The sequence below is a fragment of the Schauerella aestuarii genome, assembly GCF_009866805.1.
GTDB classification, from domain to species: domain Bacteria; phylum Pseudomonadota; class Gammaproteobacteria; order Burkholderiales; family Burkholderiaceae_B; genus Schauerella; species Schauerella aestuarii.
Genome location: NZ_SIZW01000041.1, coordinates 31148 through 56634, shown reverse-complemented (window position 1 = coordinate 56634; position 25487 = coordinate 31148). Strand labels below are relative to the sequence as shown.

The following is a 25487-nucleotide window of genomic DNA, read 5'->3' as shown; positions in this document are numbered from 1 at the left end:
CGGGCGGATCAGGAGAGCAAATGTCATACCGCAGGTGCCCGGAACACCTACCGCGGTTCGCTGCTGGACGGGGGCCGTCGATCGCCAAAGCGATCGACGAGCAAGTGCGCCGGTACATTGCGTACCGTCGACGACGCCCTACAGCTGACTCATCTCGAACATGCGTCTATGTTCGCCGATCGCGTAACGATCGGTCATGCCGGCGATGTAATCGGCGATGGCGCGGGCTTGCGCGATGGGGTCGTCGCGGCGGTAATCGGGCGGCAGCAGCCGCGCATCGGCATGGAACGCCACAAACAGCTCACGCACGATACGCTGCGCCTTGGTGGTCATCCGCAGCACGCGGTAATGCCGGTACAGGTTCTCGAACAAAAACCGCTTGAGCGCGTTGGCCTCGGCGCGCAACGCCGCTGAAAACCCGATCAGTGCAGGCGCTTGCCGCACATCGTCCACACTCTGCGGGGCATGCTCGGCGATGCGTGCCGCACTCGTCTGCGTGAGATCCACCACCAGCGTATTGATCATGCGGCGGGTGGTTTCGGCAATGGCGCGGCGCGGCTGAATGCCGGGATAGCGTTGCGTGACTTCAGCAAAGTGCCGCTCGAAAATCGGCACCGCTTGCAGTTGCTCGATGGTCAGCAAGCCGGAACGCAAGCCATCGTCGATGTCGTGATTGTTGTAGGCGATCTCGTCGGCCAGATTGGCCAGTTGGGCTTCGAGCGAAGGCTGGGTGCGATTCAGAAACCGCTCGCCCACATCGCCCAATTGCGCCGCATGGGTAATCGAGCAGTGTTTGAGGATGCCCTCGCGCGTTTCGAAGCACAGATTGAGGCCATCGAACGACGCGTAACGCTCTTCCAGCGCATCCACCACCCGCAAGCTTTGCAGGTTGTGCTCGAAGCCGCCCGCATCCGGCGCATACTCGCGCATGCAGGCATTGAGCTCATCCTGCCCGGCGTGTCCAAACGGGGTATGGCCCAGATCGTGAGCCAGCGAAATGGCCTCGGTAAGATCTTCGGACAGCCCCAGGTTGCGCGCCAGGGTGCGGGCAATTTGCGCCACCTCGAGGCTGTGGGTGAGCCGTGTGCGAAACAGGTCACCCTCGTGATTGACGAAGACCTGCGTCTTGTACTCGAGGCGCCGAAACGCGCCCGAATGAATGATGCGGTCGCGGTCGCGCTGAAACTCGCTGCGGCCCGGCGGCGTGGTTTCGGGAAAGCGGCGGCCGCGCGTGCGGTCAGGGTTGGAGGCGTATGGCGCGAGTGCGCTCATGCGGTTTCCACCGTGCGGTCGAGCACGCGTCGCAATGCCGCATCGGGTACGCTGCGCATCAAGGCCTCGCCAATTTGCGGCATCAACACGAAGCGGATCTCGCCCCCTTCCGTTTTCTTGTCGACCTGCATCAGGTCGATCCAACGATCCGCGCCGAGATCGGGCGCAACCACCGGGCAACCGATGGCCTCGGTGAGTGCGCGCACGCGTTCGACATCGGCCCGCGGAAAGTCCATCACTTCGGCCGACAGCTCAGCGGCCTGCACCATCCCGCAGCCCACCGCTTCGCCATGCAGCCATGCGCCATAGCCCAGACCCGATTCGATGGCATGACCGAAGGTGTGACCCAGATTGAGGATGGCGCGCAGGCCCGACTCGCGCTCGTCCTTGCCCACCACTTGCGCCTTGAGTTCGCACGAACGCTGGATGGCATAGGCGATCGTGGGCGGGTCGAGTGCGCGCAACTTCTCGGCGTTTGCCTCGCACCATGACCAGAATGCGGGATCGAGAATCAGGCCGTACTTGATGACTTCAGCCAGGCCGGCAGAGATTTCGCGGGCCGGCAGGGTGGTGAGCACGTCCAGGTCGATCTCGACCGAAATCGGTTGATAGAACGCGCCGATCATGTTCTTGCCCAGCGGATGATTGACCGCCGTTTTGCCGCCTACCGACGAATCGACCTGGGCCAGCAATGTGGTGGGCACTTGCACGAAACGCACGCCGCGCATGTAGACCGCTGCGGCAAAGCCGGTCATGTCGCCGATCACCCCGCCGCCCAGCGCCACCAGCACGGCGCGCCGGTCGAGCTTGTTCGACAGCATGGCGTCGAAGATGAGGTTGAGCGTTTGCCAATCCTTGTGCGCTTCGCCGTCAGGCAACTCGATGTGCACAACCCGCTTGCCCGTCGCGGCCAGCGCCTGCGCGACGCGCTCGCCATAAAGTGCACCGACGACGGGGTTGGTGACCACGGCAATTGCCGTGGCATCGGCCGGAATGGACTCGGCCAGGCGATCGATCCGGCCGGCGGCGATGCGAATGGGGTACTGACCCCCGGGGGTGTCGACGTCGACGACGTTCATGTGGGCTTCTCGTAACTCAACAATTTGGGCACCAGGGACTTGACCAGACTCGACACCGGGGTGCAACCGGTTTCGACGATAAGATGCGCCACCTCGCGGTAAAGCGGGTCGCGCAGGCCGAGCAGATCGCGCAACGTGGCGCGCGGATCGGCCGTAGCCAGGAGCGGACGATTCTTGTCGCGGCAGGTGCGGCGATAAAGTTCATCGACGCTGGCGCGCAAATAAAGCACAATGCCGCGCTCGTGGAGCAGGCGCCGATTATCCGGATTCAGCACGGCGCCCCCACCGGTCGCAAGAATAATATTGCGCCGTTGGGTACACTCCGATAACACAGTCGCTTCGCGACGGCGAAAACCTGCCTCGCCCTCGATTTCAAAAATAATGGGCACGCGGACTCCGCAGCGCGCTTCGAGCTCATGATCCAGATCGACAAATTCGCGGCCGACCGCCCGCGCCAAGCCGCGGCCGATGGTCGTTTTGCCTGCCCCCATCATGCCGACAAGGATGATGGGCAGGTCGTGCGGCAAGGGCTCGGCCGGCTTGGACAGGAGCGCGTCGCCGTCCAGCGGCACGCAAGGCTCGGCCTGCGCCTCGGGAGGCGCTTCCGGATCGGGGCAGGAGTTGGCGATCGCGTTCATGAGTGCATTATCCCATTGCGAGCAGTTGCCTGGGCACCACAGTCACCGATTCGTTCACACAATGCCGTTCGTCATGCCCAGTCCTTTACCGAGTTGCCCGTAAAATCGCCGCAATGAGCCAGACCAAGAACACCCCCTCCAAGAAGTCCCCTCCTGCCAAACACGGCTCGGCCTTTCTACGATTCATCGTGAAATCCGCCGTGCTGCTAGGCGGATTCGCCCTGTGCGGCGTATTGCTGGGAGGGATGGCGTTGGCATTGGCGTGGCCCAATCTGCCCGACTTGCACGCGATGACCGATTACCGCCCCCGCGTGCCCCTGCGCATTTTCACGGCAGATCGCGTACTGATCGGCGAGTTTGGGGAAGAGCGCCGCAACGTGTTGCGCTTCAACGAAATCCCCGACGTAATGAAATCGGCGGTGTTGGCGGCAGAAGACGACCGTTTCTACCAACATGGCGGTATCGATTGGCAGGGCGTGGTGCGCGCCGGCGTGACCAATCTGGTCAATATGTCGAAAACGCAAGGCGCCAGCACGATCACGATGCAGGTGGCGCGTAACTTCTATCTTTCTTCCGAGAAGACATATTCGCGCAAATTCTACGAACTTCTCTTAACGTTCAAGATCGAGGCCAGCCTGGGCAAGGATCAGATTCTCGAGCTGTACATGAATCAGATCTATCTGGGCCATCGCGCCTATGGTTTCGCCGCCGCTGCCCGTACGTATTTTGGCAAGCCGCTCGCTGAAGTGACGCCCGCGGAAGCCGCGATGCTCGCCGGTATCCCGAAAGCGCCATCGCGCTTCAACCCCATTTCGAATCGTCCGCGCGCCGAGTTGCGCCAGCGCTACGTATTGGGGCGGATGCAATCGCTGGGTTACCTGACCGAGCCCGAATACAAGACCGCGATGGCGCAACCGATCGTGATCAAGTCCGCGGAAGGCACGCCCGCCGGCGGTTACGCTGTGCATGGCGAGTATGTGGCCGAACTGGCCCGTCAACTGCTCTACAACGTCTATCAAGACAATGTGTACTCGCGCGGCATCAATATCTACACCACCGTGCAGTCGAAAGATCAGGAATCGGCCTATCGTGCCCTGCGCGATGGCGTGATCGACTACACCCGTCGCGCGCCGTATCCGGGCCCGGAAGAACAGCTCGAAATGCCCGCCGGCGTCGAAAAGGACCCGCAAGCCCTGGATGATTTCCTGGATGGCGTCTTCGAAAAATTCCCGGACAGCGGCGATCTGCTGACCGGCGTCGTGCTTTCCGCTTCGCCCAATGAGATCAAAGTGGCGCGCAGTTCGCGGGAGATCGTGTCCATTACCGACAAGAAGATTCTGGGCATCGTTGCGCGCGCGCTGGGTGACAAGGTCAAACCGGAAATGCGCATCAAGCGCGGTTCGGTGGTGTACCTGCATCAAGTGGGCGAAGGCTGGGAAGTCATCAACATGCCGTCGGTGCAGGCGGCCTTCGTGTCGCTCACGCCGCAAGACGGCGCGATCCGTTCGCTGGTGGGCGGCTTCGACTTCTATCGCGGCAACTTCAACCGCGTGACGCAGGCGTGGCGCCAGCCGGGTTCGAACATCAAGCCGTTCATCTACGCGGCTTCGCTCGAGCGCGGCCTGACACCCGCCACGCAGATCTCCGACCAGCCGTTTTCGCTGACGGCCGCGCAAACCGGCTCCAAGGCCTGGAGCCCCAAGAACTACGGCAATCAGTACGAGCCGATGCTCACCATGCGACAAGGCCTCTACAAGTCCAAGAACATGGTCACGATCCGCATCATGCAGGCCATCGGCCCGCAGTACGCCCAGGATTACCTGACCCGCTTCGGTTTCGACAAGTCGCGTCAGCCACCGGTATTGCCGATGGCGTTGGGCGCCGGCGCCGTCACGCCGCTGCAATTGGCCGGCGCCTATGCCGTGTTCGCCAACGGCGGCTATCGCATCACGCCCTATCTGATCGATCGCGTGACCGACAGTTCGGGCAAGGTGCTGATGCAGTCGAAACCCGTGGTCGCCGGCGACGCCTCGGCGCGCGCGATCGATGCCCGCACCGCCTATGTGATGGACGACATGCTGCGCGGCGTGGCGACCTCCGGCACGGCCGCCCGGGCACGCGCCATCCTCAAGCGCAACGATCTGGCCGGCAAGACCGGCACCACCAACGAATCGGTGGACGCCTGGTTCTCGGGCTATACCCCGGCACTGGTCGCCACCGCCTGGCTCGGCTACGACCAACCTAAATCGCTGGGCTCACGCGAAACCGGTGGTGGCGTTGCGTTGCCGATCTGGCTCGAGTACATGCAGGACGCCCTCAAGGGCGTGCCCGAAGAAACGCGCCGCCCGCGCCCGGAAGGCCTGCTCGTGGACGGCGGCGAGTTGTATTTCGCCGAGTTCCCGCCCGGCCAGGCCGTGGCGCGACTGGGCTTGCCGGTCAACGACTCGCTCGGCGATTTCCTGAGCACGCTGGGTGAGTCGCAGAGTCCGCGGGGTGGCGTGACGGTCGCCCCGACGATGCGCGGCGACTCGCAAATGAGCCAGAACCTGCAGTTCTAAGCACGTACCGGCCAAGCGCCGGTACACCGCGCCGCAGCGCCACGCAACACGTGACGCCGTCGGGCCCCCGCAAAAACGCCGGCTTGCGAGCCGGCGTTGCAGGTGACGCTTACACGTCGACCTTGACGACGATGGGCACGCCCGCCGCATCGGAACAGATTTGCGACAGGGCATCGTCCAGATTGGGGCCACCGCGGGTATCGTGCCAATGCTGGCCTTCGAAACGGTAGTGAAAGCCCCCGCTGCGCGCCGCGACCCAGATTTCCTGCATGGCCGCCTGGCTGTTGACGACGATGTGGATCTCGTCATCGAACACCAGCGTCAACACGTTGCCGTTGCGTGTGGCCTCGATGTCGATATCGTGGGTGGCCGCCCAATCGTCGGCCTGGCTCTCGATCGTATCGAGCACTTTTTCGGTCAACGCAAGAAATTCGGTATCGTTCATAATCCCAACCTGCACGCTTTTGGAGTTCTCTGTGTTCCATTTGGCTTATAGCCGCCTGGTTTCCCGCATTGTAGCGACTGCCGTCCTGACGGCGGTCGTGGCAGCGTGCGGCTACAAGGGCCCGCTCTATTTCCCGCCGGCGCCCAATGGGCAACCTGCGCCGGTTCAAACGACGCCCACGCAAACCCAGCCCAAACCGCCTTCGCCGATTACCTCGCCGACCGAAACCCAGGAATTGCCGACGTCGTCGTCCTCTTCCGGCAACTCGTCGACCACCGGTATTTCCACGCAGGCGCCCGGCGGCACGTCGTCCGGCTCGAACGCCAGCAGCACGTCCCAATAACGCTTTACGCGCCTTGCGCGCTACCCTTCTCATGACGCAGACTTCCCATCCGGCGCTAGCCGGACAACCGCATTTTCATCTTCAGGACGGCACGTTGCACGCCGAGGGCGTCGCACTGGACCGTTTGGTGGCCGAGCACGGCACACCGCTCTATGTGTACTCCCGCGCGGCCCTGGCCGAGGCCTACGGCCGCTACAGCGATGCCGTGAACGGCCGTGACGTGGTGGTCTGCTACGGCATGAAAGCCAACTCCAATCTTGCAGTGCTGAAGGAGTTCGCGCGTCTGGGGGCAGGTTTCGATATCGTGTCGGGCGGTGAATTGCAACGCGTGCTGGCCGTGGGCGCCGACCCCGCCAAGATCGTGTTTTCGGGCGTGGGCAAGCAAGCGTGGGAAATGCAGACGGCGCTCAAGGCTGGGGTGAAAAGCTTCAACGTCGAATCCGAAGCCGAATTGCGATTGCTGTCGCTGGTGGCCGAGGCCGAAGGCAAGCGCGCGCCGGTATCGCTGCGCGTGAACCCCGATGTGGACGCGCAAACGCACCCCTACATCTCGACCGGCCTGAAAGAGAATAAGTTCGGCATCGCGATCGAAGACGCCCCCGAGGTGTATCGCCTGGCGAAGTCCCTGGCCAATATCGACATCGTGGGTGTCGATTGCCACATCGGCTCGCAGCTGATCGATATCAGCCCCTACCTGGATGCCCTCGACAAGCTGCTCGATCTGGTCGACGGCCTTAAGCGCGACGGCATTGAGATCCATCACCTGGACATCGGCGGCGGTCTGGGTATTCGCTATACCGACGAAACGCCGCCCTCGCCCAAAACGCTTCTGGATCAGGTGTTCGATCGCCTCGATGCACGCGGCTATGGGCACCTGCAGATCGTGATGGAACCGGGCCGTTCACTGGTCGGCAACGCCGGCATTCTGCTCACCACGGTGCAATTTCTGAAGCATGCCGAGGCGCGCAATTTCGCCATCGTCGATGCCGCCATGAACGACCTGCTGCGCCCTGCGCTCTATCAGGCCTGGCACGGCGTGGTACCGGTCAAACCGCGCCTGGGCGCGGTGCAGATTTACGACATCGTGGGTCCGATCTGCGAATCCGGCGACTGGCTGGCCAAGCAGCGCCCGCTCGTGCTCGCGCAAGGCGATGTGCTGGCGGTCGAATCAGCTGGCGCCTACGGCATGGTCATGGCCGGTAATTACAACAGCCGCGTGCGGCCCGCCGAGATCATGGTCGACGGCGAGCAATCGCATGTGGTGCGCAAGCGTGAAACGCTGGAGATGTTGACCGCAGGCGAGTCGGTACTGCCCGACTGACCCGCGGTTCGACCGCAGGCTGAGCCGCGATCAGAAGCCGGCGGGCGCGTTGGCCAGAATCGTCTGCGCCAGCACGTAGACGGGGCGGTCGACCAACTTGCCGTCGACCGCAATCGCGCCCAGCCCCTGGGCCGCCACCGCGTCGTGCACGCGCCGCGCCCATGCCACCTCTTCGGCGCTGGGCGCAAACCCCGCGTTGATGCCGGCGACCTGCTTGGGGTGCACGCACAACTTGCCGCCAAAGCCGAAGCGGCGCGCACGGCGCACGTCGGCCGTCAACCCATCGAGATCATCCAGCGCCAACGACACGCCGTCCACCGGAGGCAGCACGCCGGCCAGGCGTGAGGCCATCACCAGTTGGCTGCGCACCAGATCGAGCGCATCGCCATCGCCGCTCGTGCCGGCATCGGCATTGAAGTCGACCGATCCGAACGCCAACCGCTGCACCTTCGCCTGACTGGCCAGCGCGCGCGCGATATCCCAACCCTTGACGGTTTCGATCAACGGCACGATCGACTGATCGGCGCGCAGATGCGATGCCAACTCCTTGAGCACGTCCGTCTCCTGCGACTTCGGCATCATCACGGCATGCACCGCCGCGCTACCCACGATCGCGCAGTCGCGCGCGAACCAGGGGGTGTCTTCGGTGTTGATGCGAACGAGAATCTGAGGGCCGGCCACGTCCGACAGGTCGGCATCACCGCTGCCGTCATCAGTGGCACCCGACGCTTGCGCACGCCCTGCTGCCGCGCTCCGCGCCTCCAGCCACGCCGCCACGGCGTCGCGCGCCGCATCCTTGCGATCTGGCGCCACGGCGTCTTCCAGATCGAGAATGATAGCGTGCGCACCGGCGGCCGCGGCCTTGTCGAAACGTTCCGGACGATCGCCGGGTACGAAGAGGTAGCTACGGGGGGTCATGCAGTCTCCTTGTTATTCATCGATTGCGACGAGCGGGAGGTGCTCGTTCGAGCCAAGTTGTTCGGGACGCAAAAATCCATTCGCCGATCCATTCGCCGATCTATTCGCCGGCGGCGCCCGAGGGTGAGGCAGGCACTGGCACAAACGCCTTCTGGAAACCCAGCGTCAGCGCGAAACAGAGCGCGGCCGGCACGATCAGCGCGGCATAGGCCAAACCATAACTGCCGGCGGCGCTGGCGATCGCGCCGAATATCGGTGGCCCCACCACCACACCCAAAAACGTGAATGCCAGCGCGCCGCCCGTGGCCACGCTGGTCTGCCCCGGCGGCGCCTGGCGCGCGACCTCGGCCAGATACACGCCGTTCCAGCCGATTGCGCTGGCGCCGAACACGGACAGCACGATCAGCAGCAATACCGTCGACGTGCCAGGCACCATGAATGCGGTGGCCAGGCCACTCAAGGCGACGAGCGCGGCCAGCACGGCAAGCATGCGAGGCGCACCCAGGAATCGGTCCGAGATATATCCCCACACCAAGCGGCCGGTAACCCCTGCCAATTGCGACACGGCAAGAATGAAGCCGGCGGTGACGAGATTGATCAGCAGATCCTCGTGCAGGAACGTCACCACATACGTGGTGAGCGACAGTTGAATGATGGACAACAGGAACGAACACGCCGCGAGCACCGCCAGACTGCGGCGGCTCAACACCAGCCGGATCGGGCCCCAGAACCCCCGTCCGAACGACACGGGATGCGCAGGGTCGCGATCGCTATCCAGACTGCGGCAGAGCGGTTGCACGGCGGCGGCACACGCCAGCGAGGCCAGCGCGACAGCGGCGAATGCCCATTGCCAACCGATCAGCACCTGCAGCCCCGGCACGATCGCGCCGGCCAGCATGCCGCCCAGCGGCACACCGGTCTGCTTGATCGAAAACACCAGCGACATGCGATGCGCAGGCGTATTGCGGATCAGCAGGTGCGAACTGGCGGGCGTGATGGGCCCGTACCCAAAACCAATCAGCGCGGCGCCCAGCACCATGGTTGGCACATACGGCAACGTACACAGCAGCAAACCGATGGCGCACATCACCAGCCCGAGCTGGCTGAGACGAATGGCGCCGTAGCGCCGCACGGCGCCGCCCGCCACCAGGCTCGCCAGCATGGCGCCGGCGTAGACGATCGCCACATACATGCCGACGTAGGCGGGCGACACCCCCATGGCCAACGCCACCACCGGAGCAATCACGGGCAACGTCAGTAATGCCATGGCCACGAGCGATTGCACCAGCGTCGTAGCGACGAGAACGATCCAGCCCGAAGGTTCGCGTGTCATTTTGCAGCCTTGCGCGCAGCCGGTTCGGCCGCCGCTTCGGCGCCGGCCATCTGCCAGTCGCGCTGGAACGTGGTGGTGTAATGAAAGCGGTCGGCCGGATGCACGCTGGTGGTGTGCTCGATCAACTGGCCGCGCCGGTTGCGATAGCGGCGCACCACCTTCAGACCAGCGCTGTGCAACGGCGCGTCCAGGCTGGTCGCGGCGTCGCGATCCAGCAGCACCGCGCGAATCTCCTGCTCGACCGAACCGATCGACTCGCCGAATTGTTCTTCGACGATGGCATGCACGGCGCGATCGAGCCGGCCGGTCAGTCCCTTGATCGACCGAAATGCCGGATGCAGCCACAGCTCGGTCACACAGATCGGCAACGCCTGACCGCTCGTGAACCGGCGACCGTGCATGTGCAGCCACGTCTCGCCGCGCGAGCCCTCGAGCATCTCGGCCTGGGCGGGTTCGATCTCCACCGTCTCGCGGCGATCGATCGACAAGGTGGTGTCGGTGGCGTACTGATACAGGTCGGCCACACCCGTGATGTTCTGGTTATAGCTGGCGTTGGCGGTACGGGCGCACACGCGCGTCCCCACGCCCGGCTGCCGCACCACCATGCCCAGTTGCACGAGCCGCTTGACGGCCTCGCGCGCAGTAAAACGGCTCACGCCAAACTGCTCGCACAGATCGAACTCGGTGGGCACCAGTGCCCCGATGGGGTACTTGCCCGATTCGATCTCGTTGTACAGCGTTTGCGCCAGTTGCAGGTAGCGCGGTTGCGCGCCGGTGAGGCCCGGCGTGCGCCCGTTGGAAATAGGAGAGGTAAGGCGTGTGGCCATAGCGTCGCGTCGCCGCGGTCGTTGTCTTGACGGAAGTGCTGTCGCGGCGGCGCCGGTGCTCAGATGGCCGAGCTGGCGCGCAGTGCCGCAATGGCTTCTGCATCGTAACCCGCCTCGGCCAGAATCTCCTCGCTGTGCTCACCGAGCGTTGGCGCGGGCCGATCGGGCCAGCCCCCAGCCCGCACGGGCGACGCCACCGTCTTGATCGGCCCACCGGGATGCTGCAATGTGAGCACGTTTTCCCGTTCGGCCACGAAAGGATTGTCCAACGCCTCGGCCACGGTGTACACGGGCGACGCCGGCACCCGGCCCGCGAAGCGCTTCATCCAGATTTCGGTGGTGTCGGACGACAACACGGCATCCAGATCTTCGGTGAGCTGATCGCGATGCGCCAGGCGCGCCTTGAAGTCCACATAATCGCCGCCCTGCGCCCACTCGGGCTTGCCGATCGCTTCGCACAGCACCGGCCAGAATTTTTCCTTGTTGCACATCAGGAAAATCCAGCCATCCTTCGTGCGGTACAACTGACTCGGCGTGAGCGACGGATGGCTCGACCGTTTTTCACGTCCGATCTCCACGCCTTTGTTCAGATACCACGTGGCCACATAGGTCAGATTATGCAGGGCCACGTCGAAGAGACTCACGTCCACATCACGTCCGATGCCGGTGGCTCGCGCACCGATCACGCCGGCAAGCAACCCCATCGCGGCGGTCGTGCCGGTCATGAAGTCGATCATCGACAAGCCCATGCGCGATGGCGGACCGTCGGCCTCGCCCGTCACCGAGAGATAGCCCGCCTCGGCCTGCATCAGATAGTCGTAGCCCGGCCACGCCGCCCGCGAACCTTCGCGCCCGTAAGCCGACAAGTGCCCACATACCAGTTGCGGATTCACATCCTTCAGATCGGCATAGGTCAGGCCAAGCTTGGCCGGCAAATCGCCGCGCAGGTTGTTGAATACCACGTCGGCATCGGCCGCCAGGCGCCGCAACACCTCGCGCGCCTCGGGCGACTTGAGATTGAGCGTCAGGCTCTTCTTGTTGCGGTTGAATGATTGATAGAAATGGCTGTCGCCGGGACCGAAATAATGCGGGCCCACCACACGGCCCACGTCCCCGCCATCGCCCGGGTTTTCGATCTTGATGACCTCTGCACCGAGATCTGCCAGATGCTGCGTGCCGAACGGCCCGGCGCCGTATTGCTCGATGGCGATGATGCGCACACCGGCCAGGGGCAACGGCAGCGTGACGGCCTGCGATTGGGGGGCATTCATACGCGGTTCCTCTCGATCATTTGCTTGGCGATGATGATGCGTTGCAGTTCGTTCGTGCCCTCACCGATGGTGAGCAGCGGCGCGTCGCGGTACAGACGCTCGACGTTGTATTCCTTCGAGTAGCCATAGCCGCCAAAAATACGCATCGCTTCGTGCGCGTTCTCCATCGCCGCTTCGGTGGCGAAGTACTTCGCCATGCCGGCTTCCATATCGACGCGTTCACCGCGATCGAACGCTTCGGCGGCGGCATACGTCAACAATCTCGATGCTTGCGTGCGCGTAGCCATCTCGCCCAGCTTGAGCTGAATGGCTTGATGCTCGCAAATCGGCTTGCCGAAGGTTTTGCGCGTTTGGGAATACGCCAGCGCTTCGTCCAGCGCAGCCTGCGCCACGCCCAGACCGCGTGCGGCCACATTGATGCGGCCCAATTCGAGTCCGCCCAGCACCTGCTGCAGGCCGCGCCCTTCCACGCCGCCGATCAAACGATCGACCGGCACCTTGTAATCCTCAAAGGCCAGCGCACACGTATCGATGCCCTTGTAGCCAAGCTTCTCAAGCTTTTTGCTCACGATGAAGCCGGGGCCTTTTTCGGCCAGCAGCAGACTCATGCCCTTGTGACGCGGTTGGGCGGTGGTGTCCGTTTTCACGAGCAAGGCGATGATGTTGCCTTCCTGGCTATTGGTGATCCACATCTTGGTGCCGTTGACCACGTAATGATCGCCGTCGCGCTTGGCCACTGTGCGGATGGCTTGCAGGTCGGTGCCGCAATCCGGCTCCGTCAAACCAATGCCGCCGCGCAGCTCGCCCGTTGCGAAGCGGGGAAGAAAGTATTCTTTTTGCGCATCGGTGCCGAAGCGCTGCACGGCCATCGCCATGATCACGTGCGAATTGATGATGCCGGAGATCGACATCCACACGCGCGACATGCGTTCGATAATCTTGGCGTAGGTGAGCGTAGAAAGCCCCAACCCGCCGTACTCGGGATCGATCATGCAGCCGAACAAGCCCATCTCTTTCATCTTCTCCACGATCTCATGCGGATAGATATCGTCGTGCTCGAGATGATGGACGTGCGGCAATACCTCGACCTTCAAAAAGCGGTCGAGCATATCGAGTATCAGTGTTTCCTGTTCCTGATCGTGCATGGGTGCGTTCATGAGGGTTCCGTCGATTCGATGATTCGTGATGAAGTGCGCCGATCGCGTCCTTGGTTCGGCGGCACCTCCTGGGTGTGTGTCCGGGCGGCGTCCAATGGCTGTGCTATTGGGCGCGTTCGCCCAGAAGTCGCATCAGATCGCGCGTGCCGCCGGTCGCAATGCCGAGTACCGCGCGCTCGATCGCCTGCGCACGGTCGCGCGACACGGCGCGTGCCGCGTTTTCGTGAAACTTGATACGCACGTCGTCGTCGGTAATGGGCCGGCCGGGCGCGCCGCGATTGATGTGCTCGCGATGATGCAACGTACGGCCATCCGCCAGTTCCACGGTGACATCGCCCGAATAGAAACGCGGAAACTCCGCTTGCGGGTCGGCTTCGCACGTCACCCGGCGTGCCAACGCCAACGTGGCCGCGTCGGTGTAGGCGGTTTCTTCAAGTGCATCGAGCGAAAAGCGCCCTTTCAACAGTCCCGTCGCCACCGCATACGGGATGCTGAACTGGGCTTCATAAGCATTGGCAGGCCGCTTCTTCTTGTCGTCCGGCTCGCACACGATTTTCATCGTGCCTTCGGGCACCTTCGCCACCACGCGTACGATCTCGGTCTCGCCGATCTCCGCGTGCAAGGCGCCCGACGCATCCGCGCACGCATGCACGAAGTGACACGCCGGAATCGGCTTGACCGCCACGTTGAGCGTTTCCCACACCTCACCCAAGCCCGCCGTCACCAACGACAGATCGGTCTTGGCATTCAGTTCGCCCAGGTGACTCGCATACAAGCCGAACCGGCCCTCATAGGCCGCACGCGTCCCCACGAAACCATGCTTGGCCAACGTGGCTGCGGTAATGCCTGCATGCGCGGCCCAACCCGGATGGAGCCGTTTGGTCCATGCGCCATCTTGCAGAAACTCGAGGCTGCCCGACGCCATCGAGAGCACGATGCCCTGGGCATCGCGCAGTTGATCCGCGTTGAGCTTCATCAGATGGCCGGCGGCGAATGTGCAACCGAACGCGCCGATGAGCCCGGTGGGATGAAAGCCCACCTGATGGAATCCGCCACGCGCGGCCGATGCAATGCGGATGGCGATCTCCGCGCCCAGAATATAGGCCGCCAATACGTCTGCGCCGCTGGCGTCGCGTGCCGCGCCGACGCTCAATGCAGCCGGCAACACCGATGCCGTGGCGTGGATCACCCCGCTGGGGTGCGTGTCGTCGTAGTCCAGGCCGTGGATCATGACGGCGTTGACGATGGCGGCATCGCGCATGGGCAGGTTGACCGCCATACCGATCACCGGCACGCCGGCGGGATCATGTGCCATCGCGCCGCCCGCCAGCTCTTTCATGGCGGCCAACGTGCGATGTGCATAGTCGTAGCCTGTGGAGGCCAGTCCGATACCCAACGCATCGAGCATCAGGTGTGCGGCGCGCGACTGCACGTCGACCGGCACGTCTGCCAGTTTGAAGTTGGCGGCGTAGGCCGCCAGATCGGCGGACAAGCCAGGAAGGTGTTCAGTCAGTGCGGTATCTGCGTGTGTCATATCAATCCACTCTCGCTCCGGACAGTTTCACGGCCTCTGCCCATTTGGTAATTTCGGCCTGCACGTATGCGCGCGTTTCGTCGGGCGTCTTCAGGATGGGTTCCGCCCCCAGCGCATTCAGGGTCTTGGTCACATCGGGCTCGGCCCACACCTTCTGCAGCGTGGCGTAGAGCTTGTCGATCACGGGCTTCGGCGTTTTGGCGGGGGCCATGATGCTGATCCACGCCGGCGCCACGAAATTGCCCATGCCGGCCTCGGCCATCGTCGGCACATCGGGTACGGCCGCATTGCGCTTCTCGCTGGCCACTGCCAGGAGCCGCAACTTGCCGCTTTGCGCGTTGCCGATGAGCGCAGGGCCCGTGTCGATCATCGCTTCCACCTGCCCGCCGATCAGATCGGTGACGGCGGCAGGGCTGCCCTTGTAAGGCACGTGCTGCATATCGAATTGCTGCGCGTGCTTGAACAACTCCATCGTCAGATGGCTGGTCACGCCGCTGCCACCGGAGGCATAGTTGAGCTTGCCCGGTTGGGCCTTCGCCATCTTCACCAGATCGGCCGCGGTTTTTGCTTTTGAGTTGTTCGTCACCGCCAGGAACAACGGCACCACGGCAATCTCGGAGATCGATGCCAGGTCGCGCAGCGGATCGTAGGAGATGTTCTTGTACAGACTGGGATTGATCGCGAGCGGCCCGCTCGAACTCACCAGCAGCGTATAGCCATCGGGCTCGGCCCGGATCACTTGCTCGGTGCCGATGATGCCGCCGGCGCCCGGCTTGTTCTCGACCACCACCGGCTGCTTCAGGCCTTCTTCGAGCTTTTTGGCCACCAACCGCGCAATGATGTCCGTCGCCTGGCCCGGCGGAAAGCCCACCACGATACGCAACGGTTTGGACGGATAGTCGGCGGCCATCGCGGGCGCAATCGCGCCCAAACCGAGGGTGAGCGCCGTCATGGCGGCGCCGATCATTTTTTTATTCATTTTTTTGTCTCCTCATTGGCGGGGTCAGTCGCCCACGCCGTGACCGCGCTTGGATACCAGGAACGTCCTCTCGAAAGTCATGATCTTCGCGCCGTCCTGATTGGTGGCGCTGCTGCGTACGGTCACGATCCCCTGCTTGGGGCGCGACTTGGATTCGCGTTTGTCGAGCACCTCCGACTCGGCATACAACGTGTCGCCGGCGAATACGGGATGGGTCAGCGTAATGTCTTTCCAGCCCAGGTTGGCCACGGCCTGCGCGCTCACATCGTTGACCGTCAAGCCCAACACCACGGCCACCGTCAGCCCGCTGCTCACCAGCAATTTGCCGAACTCGCTCTTCGAGGCGTAGGCGGCATCGCAATGCATGGGGTGATAGTTCATGGTCAACAACGAGAACTGAATGTTGTCGGCATCGGTAATCGTGCGCCCCGGGCGATGTTCGTACACGTCGCCCACGTTGAAGTCTTCGAAGTAACGCCCGTACACGGCACGATAGCGGTTGGGAGCGATCTGAACAGCGGTAATCATGAATTCTCCTTGAGCGTGTGAAGTCGTCGAACTGGATGACCGCCGTCACGGCGGTAGCGGTATGTGGCAATACAGACGGCCGGAGCCGTCAGCCACGCACCACAACAGTCTCGAACCTGTCTCGTTAGTTTGATTGCTTTAATACTTTGTCCGTACAAACTAGTATCGATAGTAGACCCGCCCAATCCGGCCCGTCAAGAAAAAACACGGATGAGACGAAAGGACGAATTGCGGCCCGATCATTGCTGAGAGACACTACGGAACGGCCCTCTGGCGGCGACCTTCGTTGAAGATGTGGCCACCATGCGGTGCACGTATCCTGTACGTTGAATGTCTTCGCACGCACTGCGCTCCATCTTGCACATTCCATCATTTGCTGACGGGATGCGCGCTTTACCCCCGAAAGGATTGCACTGCACATGGTTCACCAGCCCGCTGCCCTCCCGCCCGACGACGATCGTCGCGTGGCTGCACTCACCGACCTTGCCATTCTGGATACGCCCGCCGAAAAGGCGTTCGACGACGTGGTGACGCTTGCCGCGTCGTTGTGCAACGCGCCGATTGCCCTGGTATCGCTGGTCGATCGCGAACGGCAGTGGTTCAAGGCCTGCATCGGCCTGGACGTGCGGGAAACGCATCGCGACTTCGCGTTCTGCGCCCACGCCATCCTCACGCCCGACGATGTGCTGGTGGTTGAAGACACGTCGGTAGACCCCCGCTTCTCGCAGAGCCCGCTGGTGCTGGGTCCCCCGCACATCCGGTTTTATGCCGGCGCCCCCATCGTGACGGTGCGCGGCGAGGCACTGGGCACCGTCTGTGTGATCGACACCGTGGCGCGCACCATCGATGCCCAACAGATCGCCGCTCTGCAGGCGCTGGCCCGGCAAACCGCATCGCTCATCGAGTTGCGCGAATTCGTGCGCGAACGTGACGACGAAAACCGCCAACTCAAGGCACGCGTGGTATCGGCCCTGGGCGACGACGATCAAACCTACCGCGGCTTTCGCCATGGGCAGCGCGTGGCTGCCGTGGGCCACGTGACGAGCGGCATCACGCACGACTTCAATAATCTGCTGCAAGCCTTGCACGCCGGCTTCGAACTGATCCGCCGCAAGGCCGATAATCCAGAACAGGTCAAACGCCTGGCGCAAGGCGGCCTGAAAACCGTCACGCGCGGCAGCGATTTGATCGCCCAGCTGCTCACGCTATCGCGCGACGAAGCGCCGGCCGTCGCCCCCATTCGCGTCACACCGCATCTGGACAGCATGCGTGAGTTTCTGGCGAGCGCGATCGGGCCGGCCGTCGATCTGCAGTTCGATCTCACGGCGCCTGCCGCCACGGTACTGTGCGACCGCACGCAGTTCGAAGCGGCAGTGCTCAACATCATCGTCAATGCACGCGATGCGATGAACAATCATGGCCGCATCGCCATCGGCACGCGCGTGATCGAGATCGACGGCGACGACGAACTGGCGCCCGGTACCTACGTGGAAATATCGATTGCCGACAACGGCCCCGGCATGGCGCCCCAGGTCGCCAACCGCGTGTTCGAACCCTTCTACACCACCAAGGACAACGGCAAAGGCACCGGCCTGGGCTTGGCGCAAGTGCAAGGGTTCGCGCGCAAGTCCGACGGCGCGGCACGCATCGACAGCACGCTGGGTGCGGGCACCACCGTGCGGCTATTTCTGAAAACCGTGCCCACTGCACCCGAGGCGGCGACCGAGGATCGCGCGGCCTACCAACCGGATGCACACGCCAGTGCCGCGTTGCGCGCGCCCGCCGCGATCAAGATCCTGCTGGTCGACGACGACGAACATGTGCGCAACAACCTGTGCGAGCTGCTCGTCGACGACGGCTACGCCGTGCACGGCGTGGAAAGCGGGTTCGAGGCCCTGCGCGCGATCGAGCACAATCTTCCGGATGTGGTCATCAGCGACGTTGCCCTCAAAGGGTTCAGCGGCGTCACGTTGGGCCGCGTCATCGACGAAATCCGTCCGGGCCTGCCGTTGATTTTCATGACCGGCATCGCCGATCTCGACGCCACGCGGGCGTCATTGGGCGAACATGCCGTGATGCTAAAGAAACCGCTGTCGCTGGAAGACGTGCGCGCCACGATCGAACGGGTAGTGGCGCGGTAAAAGAAGCGTCGGCCTCGTGGGCAGCAACGCGCGGCGCTCAGCCTGCCGCGCGCCACTCACGCCGCGGCTACAACTGTCCGTAGGAATGCAGGCCTGACAGGAACATGTTCACGCCCAGAAACGCGAACCCGGTGATGAGCAACCCCACCAGCGACCAATAGGCTGCCATGGTGCCGCGCAGGCCCTTGATCAAGCGCATGTGCAGCCATGCGGCGTAGTTCAGCCACACGATCAACGCCCAGGTTTCCTTGGGATCCCACTGCCAGTAGGCGCCCCACGCATCGGCGGCCCACAACGCGCCCAGCACGGTGGCCACGGTGAAGAACGCAAAGCCGATCGCGATCGCGCGATACATGATGTCGTCCAGCACTTCCAGGCTGGGCAGCGCTGCGGCAATACGCGCACGCGCCAGCAGAATGCTGCCGACGATCACCACGCCCACGCCGAAATACACCATCCAGGTCGCCGACAGACCTTCGGTGCGAAACACCATCGGCTCGGCACAGAGCAGCACGCCCAGCACGAACAACGGCACGAGCTTGGCCCACGACCGCGTTTGCCCGTGCTGCTTGATCAGGTAGGCAAAGCCCACCATCGCGGCCAACGAGAACGTGCCATAGCCGATGAAATTGGCCGGCACGTGCAACTTCATCCACCAGCTCTTGAGCGCCGGCACCAGCGGCTGGATCTGCCCCGCGTCGCGCGTGAACGAATACCACAGCAGGAACACCACAGCGGAGTTCACCACCAGCAGCACGAAGCCGCCCAGCGCTCGCGTGGCGTAGCGGCGCTCGTAATACAGATAGAACAAAGCGGTGATGATCGCGAACAGCACGAACACTTCATACAGATTGCTCACCGGGATGTGGCCCAGGTCCGGCCCCAGCAAATGCCCCTCGCGCCAGCGCACCAGCAGGCCGGTCACGCCTGCGAATACCGCGCCCCAGGTAAGCGCCGTGCCGAGCCACGCCGCTGTCTGGCTGATGAAGCCGATCCAATAGCAGACCATCGCGATCATGAACAGCGCGCACATCCACAAGATCGCCGATTGCGACGAGAACAGGTATTTAAGGAAGAACACCTGCTCGGCACGCGCGAGATCGCCTTGATAGAGCCAGATTGCAAACAGGCTGGAGATGGCCACCGCGATCATCAGCCGGCGCATCGGCCGCCACAACCAGCCCAGCCATGCCACGAAAGGCACGGCGCCACAGAGAATGATCTTCTCGTAGTAATCCATCGCGTCGGTGAAACGCGTGAGTGCAAAGCCGGCACCCGCCGCCAACACCACGAAGAACAGGGCGTCGGTCCAGTCGGGGCGCCCGCGCTGGATGCGCGCATCGCCCGTTTCGGACATGCCTTCCTGCCAGAGCGGATCGATTTCGGAAGTACTTACGGATACAGACATGGCAACCTCATGACCTCGACAGGCGCAGTACCGCCTGCTTGAAGCGCTCGAACTCGCGATTGAAGTCCAAGGTGCGCTTCTGCGATGTCATGGCGGCTTGAACCTGCGCGCCATGACCCGGTTCGCCCGGGGTAAGAAACACCCAGACGCGCCGGTCGCGAATATAAAACATCGAAAATACACCCAAAATCAGCAACAGGCAGCCCAGATACACCGTGTTCTTGCCGGGCGTGCGGCTGACCTGGAAGACGCTGGCCTGCACGTGATTGAAATCCGTCAGCCCGAAAAACACCGGCGACGGATACATCGTCAGGTCCGACAACGCCGCCACCGCCATGCGCGACCAGGCTGAAGCGCGCTCGGCGTCCGGCCCTGCACCGGCCACGGCGGGCAACCCGGCGCGTTCGCGGGTGAGCGCACGCAACTCGCCGATGCTCGACCCCAGCAAGCGGATCACGATGTCGGCCGCGCGAGGGAGTTCGTCCGGCGGCGTATTGGTTTGCAAAAAGGCGGCTATACCTTGCAGGCCACCATCCGCGAAGGTATTGAGCGCCCGCTCCGCCGCCGTGATCAGGGGCGCGCGATCCGCACCGGCCGGCGCATTGTCGGCCGCGAAGCGCTCGGCTGCCGCGCGGCGCATGGCCGGATCGGCCAGCGCACTGCGCAGCCGCATGAATTCGGCCACCGAATTGTCGTCGTCGGCGGGAATGCGCAGATAGCGGAAATTCTCGTTGGGCGTGTTGCGCACCCCGGCCAGAAACACAGCCGTGCCGTCGAGCATCACCGGCAGCATGTAGTTCTGGAACTCGTGCGCCTGGCCCGCATCGTCGATCAACCGGTACTGGATGCTTGGCCCCACATTGCGCAGATTCTCGTTTTTCTTGCCGGCCGCACTACCCGTGACGGCGGCCACGTGCTCGCCGAAGGTTGGCGGCGCGGTCGCTGGGACGCCCCCCGACATATCCTCGACATTGATCGGGCGCAGCGCCGTCACATCAACGTTGAGCGAGCGCTTACCTGCGGTGGTGACCGCATCCACGGCGGCCGACTTGCCCACGGCACTGTCTACGGTAAAGGGCGTATTACCGGTACCGACCAAGGGATAGCCGGTGAGCTTCACCGTGCTGCCGCCATCGTCGAAGCTCGATTGATACACCGTCACGCCCTTGAAGCGCAGGGGCTCGTTGACCTCGATGGTTTGATCGAACGTCTTGCCGGTATCGGGATCGGTGACCTGCACTTCGCTGGCGAAGCGGCTGGGCATGCCGGTCGAGTAGTAGTCGATGATGAATTTTTTCAGGCGCAGCGTGAACGGCAGCGGTTGCACCAGGGCCCCATCGTCCACCATCACCACGGCACTGCTCGCCTGGCTGCCCTCGGACACCAGCACGCTGGAGCGGAAACTGGGATTGCCCATCGCCAGGCGACCGCTGGCCGGCACCTCCGAGATCAGCATGTTCTCCACGATCGGCTGCTTGCCGCCCAGCCACACCTGCAGCCGTACCGGCAACTCGCTGTCGAGCAGACCGCCCACGCAGATGATGACCATCGCTGCGTGCGCGAAAATGTAGCCCAGCCGGTTGCCGCTGCCTTTTTTGGCCGACAGCAGCAGTGTGTCGCCGTCGCGCTTCTCGCGTACCGCATAGCCCTGGCGTTTGAGCAACGTCTGCATCTGCGTGGCGGTGTCTTCCACCGAACCCGCAGCTTCGATGGCAACGCGGTGGGGAAACGCCCGCAGGCTCGACGCCCGCACATGCTCGCGAAACGACCGCATGTCGCGAATCATCTTGGGGCCGTTGCGCGTGAGACAGATCGATGTCGACACGACCAGAAAGCCCATGATCAGCAGGAACCACCAGCTGTTGTACACATGCCAGATCGAAAACTTGTCGAACACTTCGAACCAGAACGGACCGAATTGATCGATGTAATTGTTCGATGGCCGGTTTTGCATCAGCACCGTGCCCAGAATGCTGGCCACGGCGATAAACATCAACAGACTGACTGCGAACCGCATCGAGCCGAGCAGCTCGAAAAAGTCGGACGCGACATGCCGCTTAGGGGCTGGAGAAGAGATGGGGTTTACCGTCATGAAAAAAGGGGGGACGCGCGCAATGGGCTCCCCCCTCGCATTGACCGCCGGTGCCTAAAAAGGTTTCGGCCGTCGTGTGAATTAACGCAGGCCAGCCGCGTAATCGGAAACCGCCTTGATATCGGTTGCGGACATGCGATTGGCGATCTCGTGCATGGGAACGCTGTTGTTGCGGTAGCCCGCGCTGAACAGCTTGAGTTGCTCTTCGATATAGGTGGGGAACTGGCCGGACAGACGCGGATACTGTCCCGGGATACCTTCGCCGGAAGCGCCGTGACAGGACGCACATGCGGGCACGCCACGGTCGGGCAACCCGCCGCGCCAGATCTTGCGACCTTGGTCGACGAGATCCTTGTAGCCGGCGGTGGCCTTTTCCTTGATGGGCTGCTGCGCCAGATGCAGCGCGATATTGTTCATATCCTCGGGCGTGAGCGCCGCCACATTGGCCGTCATGATGGTGGGATTGCCGTCCGGGCCGCTGCGGGGCGGCACCTTCGCGCCTTCGGGCAGCTTGAAGTCGCGCAACTGCTTGGCGAGATATTCGTGCGGCATGCCTGCAAGGCTGGGATTGGCCGGGATCGTGCTGTTGCCGCCGGCCCCATGACAGGAGGCACAGGCGATGATGCCGCGTGCCGCGTCGCCTTGATCGTAGAGCTGGCCCCCCTTGGTCGCGTCGGGTTTGGCAGGCGGGGCCACGTCGGCCGCGAAACTTGTTGGGGAGAAGGACGCACAGAGCATCAAACCGCTCACCACCACCATCCGGGACAGCACACGCATCATGAAAAACCTCGACCTTCGGATCGATGACTTTGCGAAGCATGCAGCTTCGCGCCGTTCGGCGCTTTGCGCGCCTGTTGTCTCCACCCGTTGGCAGCCCACTCCACATTGGCGCGCACTGGTTGCACGTGCCGATCGGTGTGCCGCGCGCCGGGAACCCTTTCTAGCGGCGCCGAAAAATCGCCGTGCGCACAACAAATACCTGTAACCGGTACCTTGGTTGAGCCTTGCGCATTGATTTCACAATACGGGAAGACCCATTAACAAACGCTCGATTATACAATAGGGACTGCACTCCCTTTGTATTGGCCCCCTAGTGTCCCTTCTATTTCGCGCATCCTTTGCCATATCGGCAGCCCAACTCGACCAGCTTCCCCCTCCCGGCGCGCCGGAGGTGTGCTTCGTTGGCCGATCGAACTGCGGCAAATCCAGCGCCATCAACGTGCTGACCAATCAGCGCCGCCTGGCCTTTTCCAGTAAAACGCCCGGCCGCACGCGCCTGATCAATATGTTCGGCCTGCCCGATCCGCTCGATCCCGAAGCGCATCTCGGCTATCTGGTCGACCTGCCCGGGTACGGCTATGCATCGATTGCCAAGCGCGAACGCGACAAATGGGGTGATATTCTCGGCGGCTATCTGCGCGACCGCACATCGCTGGCCGGCATCGTGCTGCTGGTGGACATCCGCCGTGGCGTGACCGACCTCGATCGCCGCCTGGCCGACTGGATCGCCCCCACCAAGCGGCCGGTGCTCACGCTGCTGACCAAGGCCGACAAACTGCCTTACGGCCAGCGTCAGCTCGCCGTCTTCAAGGTCAAGAAAGAACTGGCCGACATCGGCGCCATGCACGTCGTCCCCTTCTCCGCCACCAATCGCATTGGACTGGAAGAGGCCGCCGTCGGCATCGAAAACTGGATTTCTCCACAGGTCGTACCATGAATCCGCATCTCATTTCCGCCGATTTCCCCAACGCGCGCCCCCGCCGGCTGCGCCGTGACGACTTCACGCGCCGTCTGGTGCGCGAAAACCAGGTCTGTACGGACGATTTCATCTATCCCGTCTTCGTCACCGAGGGCAAGGGCATCCAGCAAGCCGTGGGATCGCTGCCCGGCGTCGTGCGCTATTCGCTCGATACGCTGCTGCCGGTGGCTGAAGAGTGCGTGGCGCTCGGCATCCCCGTGATGGCCTTGTTTCCGGTGATCGATCCGGCCATCAAAACGCCCGACGGCATCGCCGCGACCCGCCCCGACGGCTTGATCCCGCGCGTGGTGGCCGAACTGAAAAAGCGCTTTCCCGAACTGGGCGTGCTGACCGATGTGGCGCTCGACCCGTACACCAGCCACGGCCAGGACGGCGTGATCGACGATCAGGGCTACGTGATCAACGAACCCACGGTCGAGCTGCTCGTGCAGCAAGCCATCGTGCAGGCGCAGGCCGGGGTCGACATCGTCGCCCCCAGCGACATGATGGACGGCCGCATCGGCGCCATCCGTCAGGCGCTCGAAGGTGCAGATCTGATCCACACCCGCATCATGGCCTACTCGGCCAAGTATGCGAGCGCTTTTTACGGCCCCTTCCGCGACGCGGTGGGCTCGGCCACCAATCTGGGCAAGTCGAACAAGATGGCCTACCAGATGGACCCGTCCAATCTGGACGAGGCGCTGCGCGAAGTGGCCGGCGATCTGCGGGAAGGCGCCGACATGGTCATGGTCAAGCCCGGCATGCCGTATCTGGACGTGGTGCGCCGCGTAAAGGATACCTTCCGCGCACCCACCTTCGTGTACCAGGTGAGCGGCGAATACGCCATGCTCAAGGCCGCTGCCGCCAACGGCTGGCTCGATCACGACAAGGTCATGATGGAAGCCTTGCTGGCGTTCAAACGCGCCGGTGCCGACGGCATCCTCACGTACTTCGCCATGGACGCGGCGCGGTTGCTGAAGGCGCAGCGTTAAGGCACAGGCGCGGCCGCACGCCCCGTACGGCGCTTGATCCTGCCTGCCGCTGCGCGGGCGGTGGCCAGCGCCCTTAATGCTGTGCAGTACACACGATCAAGCGGCACATGTCGCCGCATGATCCGCCTGGGCGATCTGCGCTCCAGGCACCATCGATTCCGGCACATCCTCAGTACGCAACACATCGCTCAAAAACCGTTGCGCCCTGGGATGGGCCGGTGCGGTGAAGAAGGCCTGCGGCGTCGTATCTTCCAGAATGCGGCCCTGATCCATGAACCAGATGCGGTCCGCCACGTCGCGGGCGAAGCCCATTTCGTGCGTCACGACCAACATCGTCATGCCATCGCGGGCAAGTTCTTTCATCACCGTCAGCACTTCGCCGACCATCTCAGGATCCAGTGCGCTGGTCGGCTCGTCGAACAGCAGGATGGGCGGGCGCTGCGCCAACGCACGTGCAATGGCCACCCGCTGCTGCTGGCCGCCCGACAGATTGGCCGGCATCGCATCGATCTTGTGTGCAAGGCCCACTTTCTCCAACAGTTCGCGCGTCAACGCTTCGGCCTCATCAGGACGCATGCCGCCCACTTTCACCGGCGAGAGCATCACGTTTTCGCGCACGGACAAATGCGGAAAGAGGTTGAACTGCTGAAAGACGAAGCCGATGCGTGCCCGTAGCGCATTGATGTCGCATCCTCGATCATGCACGTCCCGGCCCGCCACGCGGATCACGCCTCCCTGGATGGGTTCAAGTCGGTTGACGGTGCGAATCATGGTCGACTTGCCCGAGCCCGATGGTCCGCATACCACCACGACTTCCCCTGCCGCCACCTTCGCGTTGATGCCATCGAGTGCGCGATATTCGCCGTACCACTTGTCTACATTCGAAAATTCAAGCATGTCGTATTCTCCTCGT

The 25487-nt window shown here is 63.2% G+C and carries 22 protein-coding genes; 6 read left to right on the top strand and 16 right to left on the bottom strand.

Going from position 1 to position 25487, the window contains the following annotated elements; genetic code table 11:
• Window positions 1-138 precede the first annotated feature (138 nt).
• The 3 genes from EYW45_RS11215 to EYW45_RS11205 are packed head-to-tail and all read right to left on the bottom strand — an operon-like array spanning window position 139 to window position 2989.
• The gene (locus EYW45_RS11215) at window positions 139-1272 is read right to left on the bottom strand and encodes a deoxyguanosinetriphosphate triphosphohydrolase (RefSeq protein WP_161135499.1); all 1134 of its coding nucleotides are present in this window, start codon (window positions 1270-1272) and stop codon (window positions 139-141) included.
• Complete coding sequence (gene aroB, locus EYW45_RS11210; protein WP_161135498.1) at window positions 1269-2351, bottom strand: 3-dehydroquinate synthase; 1083 nt, start codon at window positions 2349-2351, stop codon at window positions 1269-1271. The genes EYW45_RS11215 and aroB overlap by 4 nt, the downstream gene beginning before the upstream one ends.
• A complete protein-coding gene (locus tag EYW45_RS11205) occupies window positions 2348-2989 on the bottom strand; it encodes a shikimate kinase (protein ID WP_161135497.1) in 642 nt (213 codons plus the stop codon). Before EYW45_RS11205 ends, aroB begins: the two co-directional genes overlap by 4 nt.
• Window positions 2990-3102: 113 nt before the next feature.
• Here EYW45_RS11205 and EYW45_RS11200 point away from each other — a divergent pair, with 113 nt between their 5' ends.
• Window positions 3103-5547, top strand: a complete 2445-nt coding sequence (locus EYW45_RS11200) for a penicillin-binding protein 1A (RefSeq protein WP_161135496.1) — start codon at window positions 3103-3105, stop codon at window positions 5545-5547.
• A gap of 109 nt (window positions 5548-5656) precedes the next feature.
• On the opposite strand, the gene cyaY is transcribed toward EYW45_RS11200, so the two are convergent.
• Window positions 5657-5992: an iron donor protein CyaY gene (gene cyaY, locus EYW45_RS11195; protein WP_161135495.1), complete on the bottom strand. Its 336-nt coding sequence runs from the start codon at window positions 5990-5992 to the stop codon at window positions 5657-5659.
• Between the two features lie 31 nt (window positions 5993-6023).
• Here cyaY and lptM point away from each other — a divergent pair, with 31 nt between their 5' ends.
• Together lptM and lysA are read left to right on the top strand one after the other, a co-directional pair.
• Window positions 6024-6335 (top strand): LPS translocon maturation chaperone LptM, encoded by a 312-nt coding sequence (lptM, locus tag EYW45_RS11190; RefSeq protein ID WP_161135494.1) that lies wholly within the window; start codon window positions 6024-6026, stop codon window positions 6333-6335.
• Window positions 6336-6366: 31 nt separating this feature from the next.
• Entirely contained in the window at window positions 6367-7656 is a 1290-nt protein-coding gene (lysA, locus tag EYW45_RS11185; protein ID WP_161135493.1) for a diaminopimelate decarboxylase, read from the top strand.
• 30 nt (window positions 7657-7686) lie between these two features.
• Here the strand turns inward: lysA and EYW45_RS11180 are convergent, their stop codons facing one another.
• From EYW45_RS11180 to EYW45_RS11145, 8 genes are all read right to left on the bottom strand, one after another.
• Window positions 7687-8574: an HpcH/HpaI aldolase/citrate lyase family protein gene (locus EYW45_RS11180; RefSeq protein WP_161135492.1), complete on the bottom strand. Its 888-nt coding sequence runs from the start codon at window positions 8572-8574 to the stop codon at window positions 7687-7689.
• A 100-nt stretch (window positions 8575-8674) separates the two neighbouring features.
• Window positions 8675-9907: an MFS transporter gene (locus EYW45_RS11175; protein WP_161135491.1), complete on the bottom strand. Its 1233-nt coding sequence runs from the start codon at window positions 9905-9907 to the stop codon at window positions 8675-8677.
• Window positions 9904-10734, bottom strand: coding sequence for a GntR family transcriptional regulator (locus tag EYW45_RS11170; RefSeq protein ID WP_161135490.1), 831 nt, complete (start codon window positions 10732-10734; stop codon window positions 9904-9906). Before EYW45_RS11170 ends, EYW45_RS11175 begins: the two co-directional genes overlap by 4 nt.
• 59 nt (window positions 10735-10793) lie before the next feature.
• Window positions 10794-12005, bottom strand: coding sequence for a CaiB/BaiF CoA transferase family protein (locus tag EYW45_RS11165; protein WP_161135489.1), 1212 nt, complete (start codon window positions 12003-12005; stop codon window positions 10794-10796).
• Window positions 12002-13162, bottom strand: a complete 1161-nt coding sequence (locus EYW45_RS11160; protein WP_161135488.1) for an acyl-CoA dehydrogenase family protein — start codon at window positions 13160-13162, stop codon at window positions 12002-12004. The genes EYW45_RS11165 and EYW45_RS11160 overlap by 4 nt, the downstream gene beginning before the upstream one ends.
• 103 nt (window positions 13163-13265) lie before the next feature.
• The gene (locus EYW45_RS11155; protein WP_161135487.1) at window positions 13266-14696 is read right to left on the bottom strand and encodes an MmgE/PrpD family protein; all 1431 of its coding nucleotides are present in this window, start codon (window positions 14694-14696) and stop codon (window positions 13266-13268) included.
• Between the two features lies 1 nt (window position 14697).
• Complete coding sequence (locus EYW45_RS11150; protein WP_161135486.1) at window positions 14698-15675, bottom strand: Bug family tripartite tricarboxylate transporter substrate binding protein; 978 nt, start codon at window positions 15673-15675, stop codon at window positions 14698-14700.
• A 24-nt stretch (window positions 15676-15699) separates the two neighbouring features.
• Entirely contained in the window at window positions 15700-16203 is a 504-nt protein-coding gene (locus EYW45_RS11145) for a MaoC family dehydratase (protein ID WP_161135485.1), read from the bottom strand.
• A 419-nt stretch (window positions 16204-16622) separates the two neighbouring features.
• Here EYW45_RS11145 and EYW45_RS11140 point away from each other — a divergent pair, with 419 nt between their 5' ends.
• Window positions 16623-18344, top strand: coding sequence for an ATP-binding protein (locus tag EYW45_RS11140; RefSeq protein WP_161135484.1), 1722 nt, complete (start codon window positions 16623-16625; stop codon window positions 18342-18344).
• Window positions 18345-18411: 67 nt separating this feature from the next.
• Here EYW45_RS11140 and ccsB read toward each other — a convergent pair whose 3' ends face one another.
• From ccsB to EYW45_RS11125, 3 genes are all read right to left on the bottom strand, one after another.
• Entirely contained in the window at window positions 18412-19752 is a 1341-nt protein-coding gene (ccsB, locus tag EYW45_RS11135; RefSeq protein WP_161135483.1) for a c-type cytochrome biogenesis protein CcsB, read from the bottom strand.
• A 7-nt stretch (window positions 19753-19759) separates the two neighbouring features.
• On the bottom strand, window positions 19760-21769 hold the full coding sequence (locus tag EYW45_RS11130) for a cytochrome c biogenesis protein ResB (protein WP_161135482.1): 2010 nt from the start codon (window positions 21767-21769) through the stop codon (window positions 19760-19762).
• Window positions 21770-21925: 156 nt separating this feature from the next.
• Complete coding sequence (locus EYW45_RS11125; protein ID WP_202444687.1) at window positions 21926-22624, bottom strand: c-type cytochrome; 699 nt, start codon at window positions 22622-22624, stop codon at window positions 21926-21928.
• Window positions 22625-22937: 313 nt separating this feature from the next.
• On the opposite strand from EYW45_RS11125, the gene yihA reads away from it, so the two are divergent.
• Together yihA and hemB are read left to right on the top strand one after the other, a co-directional pair.
• A complete protein-coding gene (gene yihA, locus EYW45_RS11120; RefSeq protein WP_161135481.1) occupies window positions 22938-23561 on the top strand; it encodes a ribosome biogenesis GTP-binding protein YihA/YsxC in 624 nt (207 codons plus the stop codon).
• Window positions 23558-24574, top strand: coding sequence for a porphobilinogen synthase (gene hemB, locus EYW45_RS11115; RefSeq protein ID WP_161135480.1), 1017 nt, complete (start codon window positions 23558-23560; stop codon window positions 24572-24574). The genes yihA and hemB overlap by 4 nt, the downstream gene beginning before the upstream one ends.
• A gap of 96 nt (window positions 24575-24670) precedes the next feature.
• Here hemB and EYW45_RS11110 read toward each other — a convergent pair whose 3' ends face one another.
• Window positions 24671-25471 (bottom strand): amino acid ABC transporter ATP-binding protein, encoded by an 801-nt coding sequence (locus EYW45_RS11110; protein WP_161135479.1) that lies wholly within the window; start codon window positions 25469-25471, stop codon window positions 24671-24673.
• Window positions 25472-25487: the final 16 nt, after the last annotated feature.

What these genes read in the sequence shown, in the direction of transcription:
- EYW45_RS11215 (WP_161135499.1), bottom strand. Translation starts at nt 1,272, where the DNA reads ATGAGCGCACTCGCGCCATACGCCTCCAACCCTGACCGCACGCGCGGC.
- aroB (WP_161135498.1), bottom strand. Translation starts at nt 2,351, where the DNA reads ATGAACGTCGTCGACGTCGACACCCCCGGGGGTCAGTACCCCATTCGC.
- EYW45_RS11205 (WP_161135497.1), bottom strand. Translation starts at nt 2,989, where the DNA reads ATGAACGCGATCGCCAACTCCTGCCCCGATCCGGAAGCGCCTCCCGAG.
- EYW45_RS11200 (WP_161135496.1), top strand. Translation starts at nt 3,103, where the DNA reads ATGAGCCAGACCAAGAACACCCCCTCCAAGAAGTCCCCTCCTGCCAAA.
- cyaY (WP_161135495.1), bottom strand. Translation starts at nt 5,992, where the DNA reads ATGAACGATACCGAATTTCTTGCGTTGACCGAAAAAGTGCTCGATACG.
- lysA (WP_161135493.1), top strand. Translation starts at nt 6,367, where the DNA reads ATGACGCAGACTTCCCATCCGGCGCTAGCCGGACAACCGCATTTTCAT.
- EYW45_RS11180 (WP_161135492.1), bottom strand. Translation starts at nt 8,574, where the DNA reads ATGACCCCCCGTAGCTACCTCTTCGTACCCGGCGATCGTCCGGAACGT.
- EYW45_RS11175 (WP_161135491.1), bottom strand. Translation starts at nt 9,907, where the DNA reads ATGACACGCGAACCTTCGGGCTGGATCGTTCTCGTCGCTACGACGCTG.
- EYW45_RS11170 (WP_161135490.1), bottom strand. Translation starts at nt 10,734, where the DNA reads ATGGCCACACGCCTTACCTCTCCTATTTCCAACGGGCGCACGCCGGGC.
- EYW45_RS11165 (WP_161135489.1), bottom strand. Translation starts at nt 12,005, where the DNA reads ATGAATGCCCCCCAATCGCAGGCCGTCACGCTGCCGTTGCCCCTGGCC.
- EYW45_RS11160 (WP_161135488.1), bottom strand. Translation starts at nt 13,162, where the DNA reads ATGAACGCACCCATGCACGATCAGGAACAGGAAACACTGATACTCGAT.
- EYW45_RS11155 (WP_161135487.1), bottom strand. Translation starts at nt 14,696, where the DNA reads ATGACACACGCAGATACCGCACTGACTGAACACCTTCCTGGCTTGTCC.
- EYW45_RS11150 (WP_161135486.1), bottom strand. Translation starts at nt 15,675, where the DNA reads ATGAATAAAAAAATGATCGGCGCCGCCATGACGGCGCTCACCCTCGGT.
- EYW45_RS11145 (WP_161135485.1), bottom strand. Translation starts at nt 16,203, where the DNA reads ATGATTACCGCTGTTCAGATCGCTCCCAACCGCTATCGTGCCGTGTAC.
- EYW45_RS11140 (WP_161135484.1), top strand. Translation starts at nt 16,623, where the DNA reads ATGGTTCACCAGCCCGCTGCCCTCCCGCCCGACGACGATCGTCGCGTG.
- ccsB (WP_161135483.1), bottom strand. Translation starts at nt 19,752, where the DNA reads ATGTCTGTATCCGTAAGTACTTCCGAAATCGATCCGCTCTGGCAGGAA.
- EYW45_RS11130 (WP_161135482.1), bottom strand. Translation starts at nt 21,769, where the DNA reads ATGCGGTTCGCAGTCAGTCTGTTGATGTTTATCGCCGTGGCCAGCATT.
- EYW45_RS11125 (WP_202444687.1), bottom strand. Translation starts at nt 22,624, where the DNA reads ATGATGCGTGTGCTGTCCCGGATGGTGGTGGTGAGCGGTTTGATGCTC.
- hemB (WP_161135480.1), top strand. Translation starts at nt 23,558, where the DNA reads ATGAATCCGCATCTCATTTCCGCCGATTTCCCCAACGCGCGCCCCCGC.
- EYW45_RS11110 (WP_161135479.1), bottom strand. Translation starts at nt 25,471, where the DNA reads ATGCTTGAATTTTCGAATGTAGACAAGTGGTACGGCGAATATCGCGCA.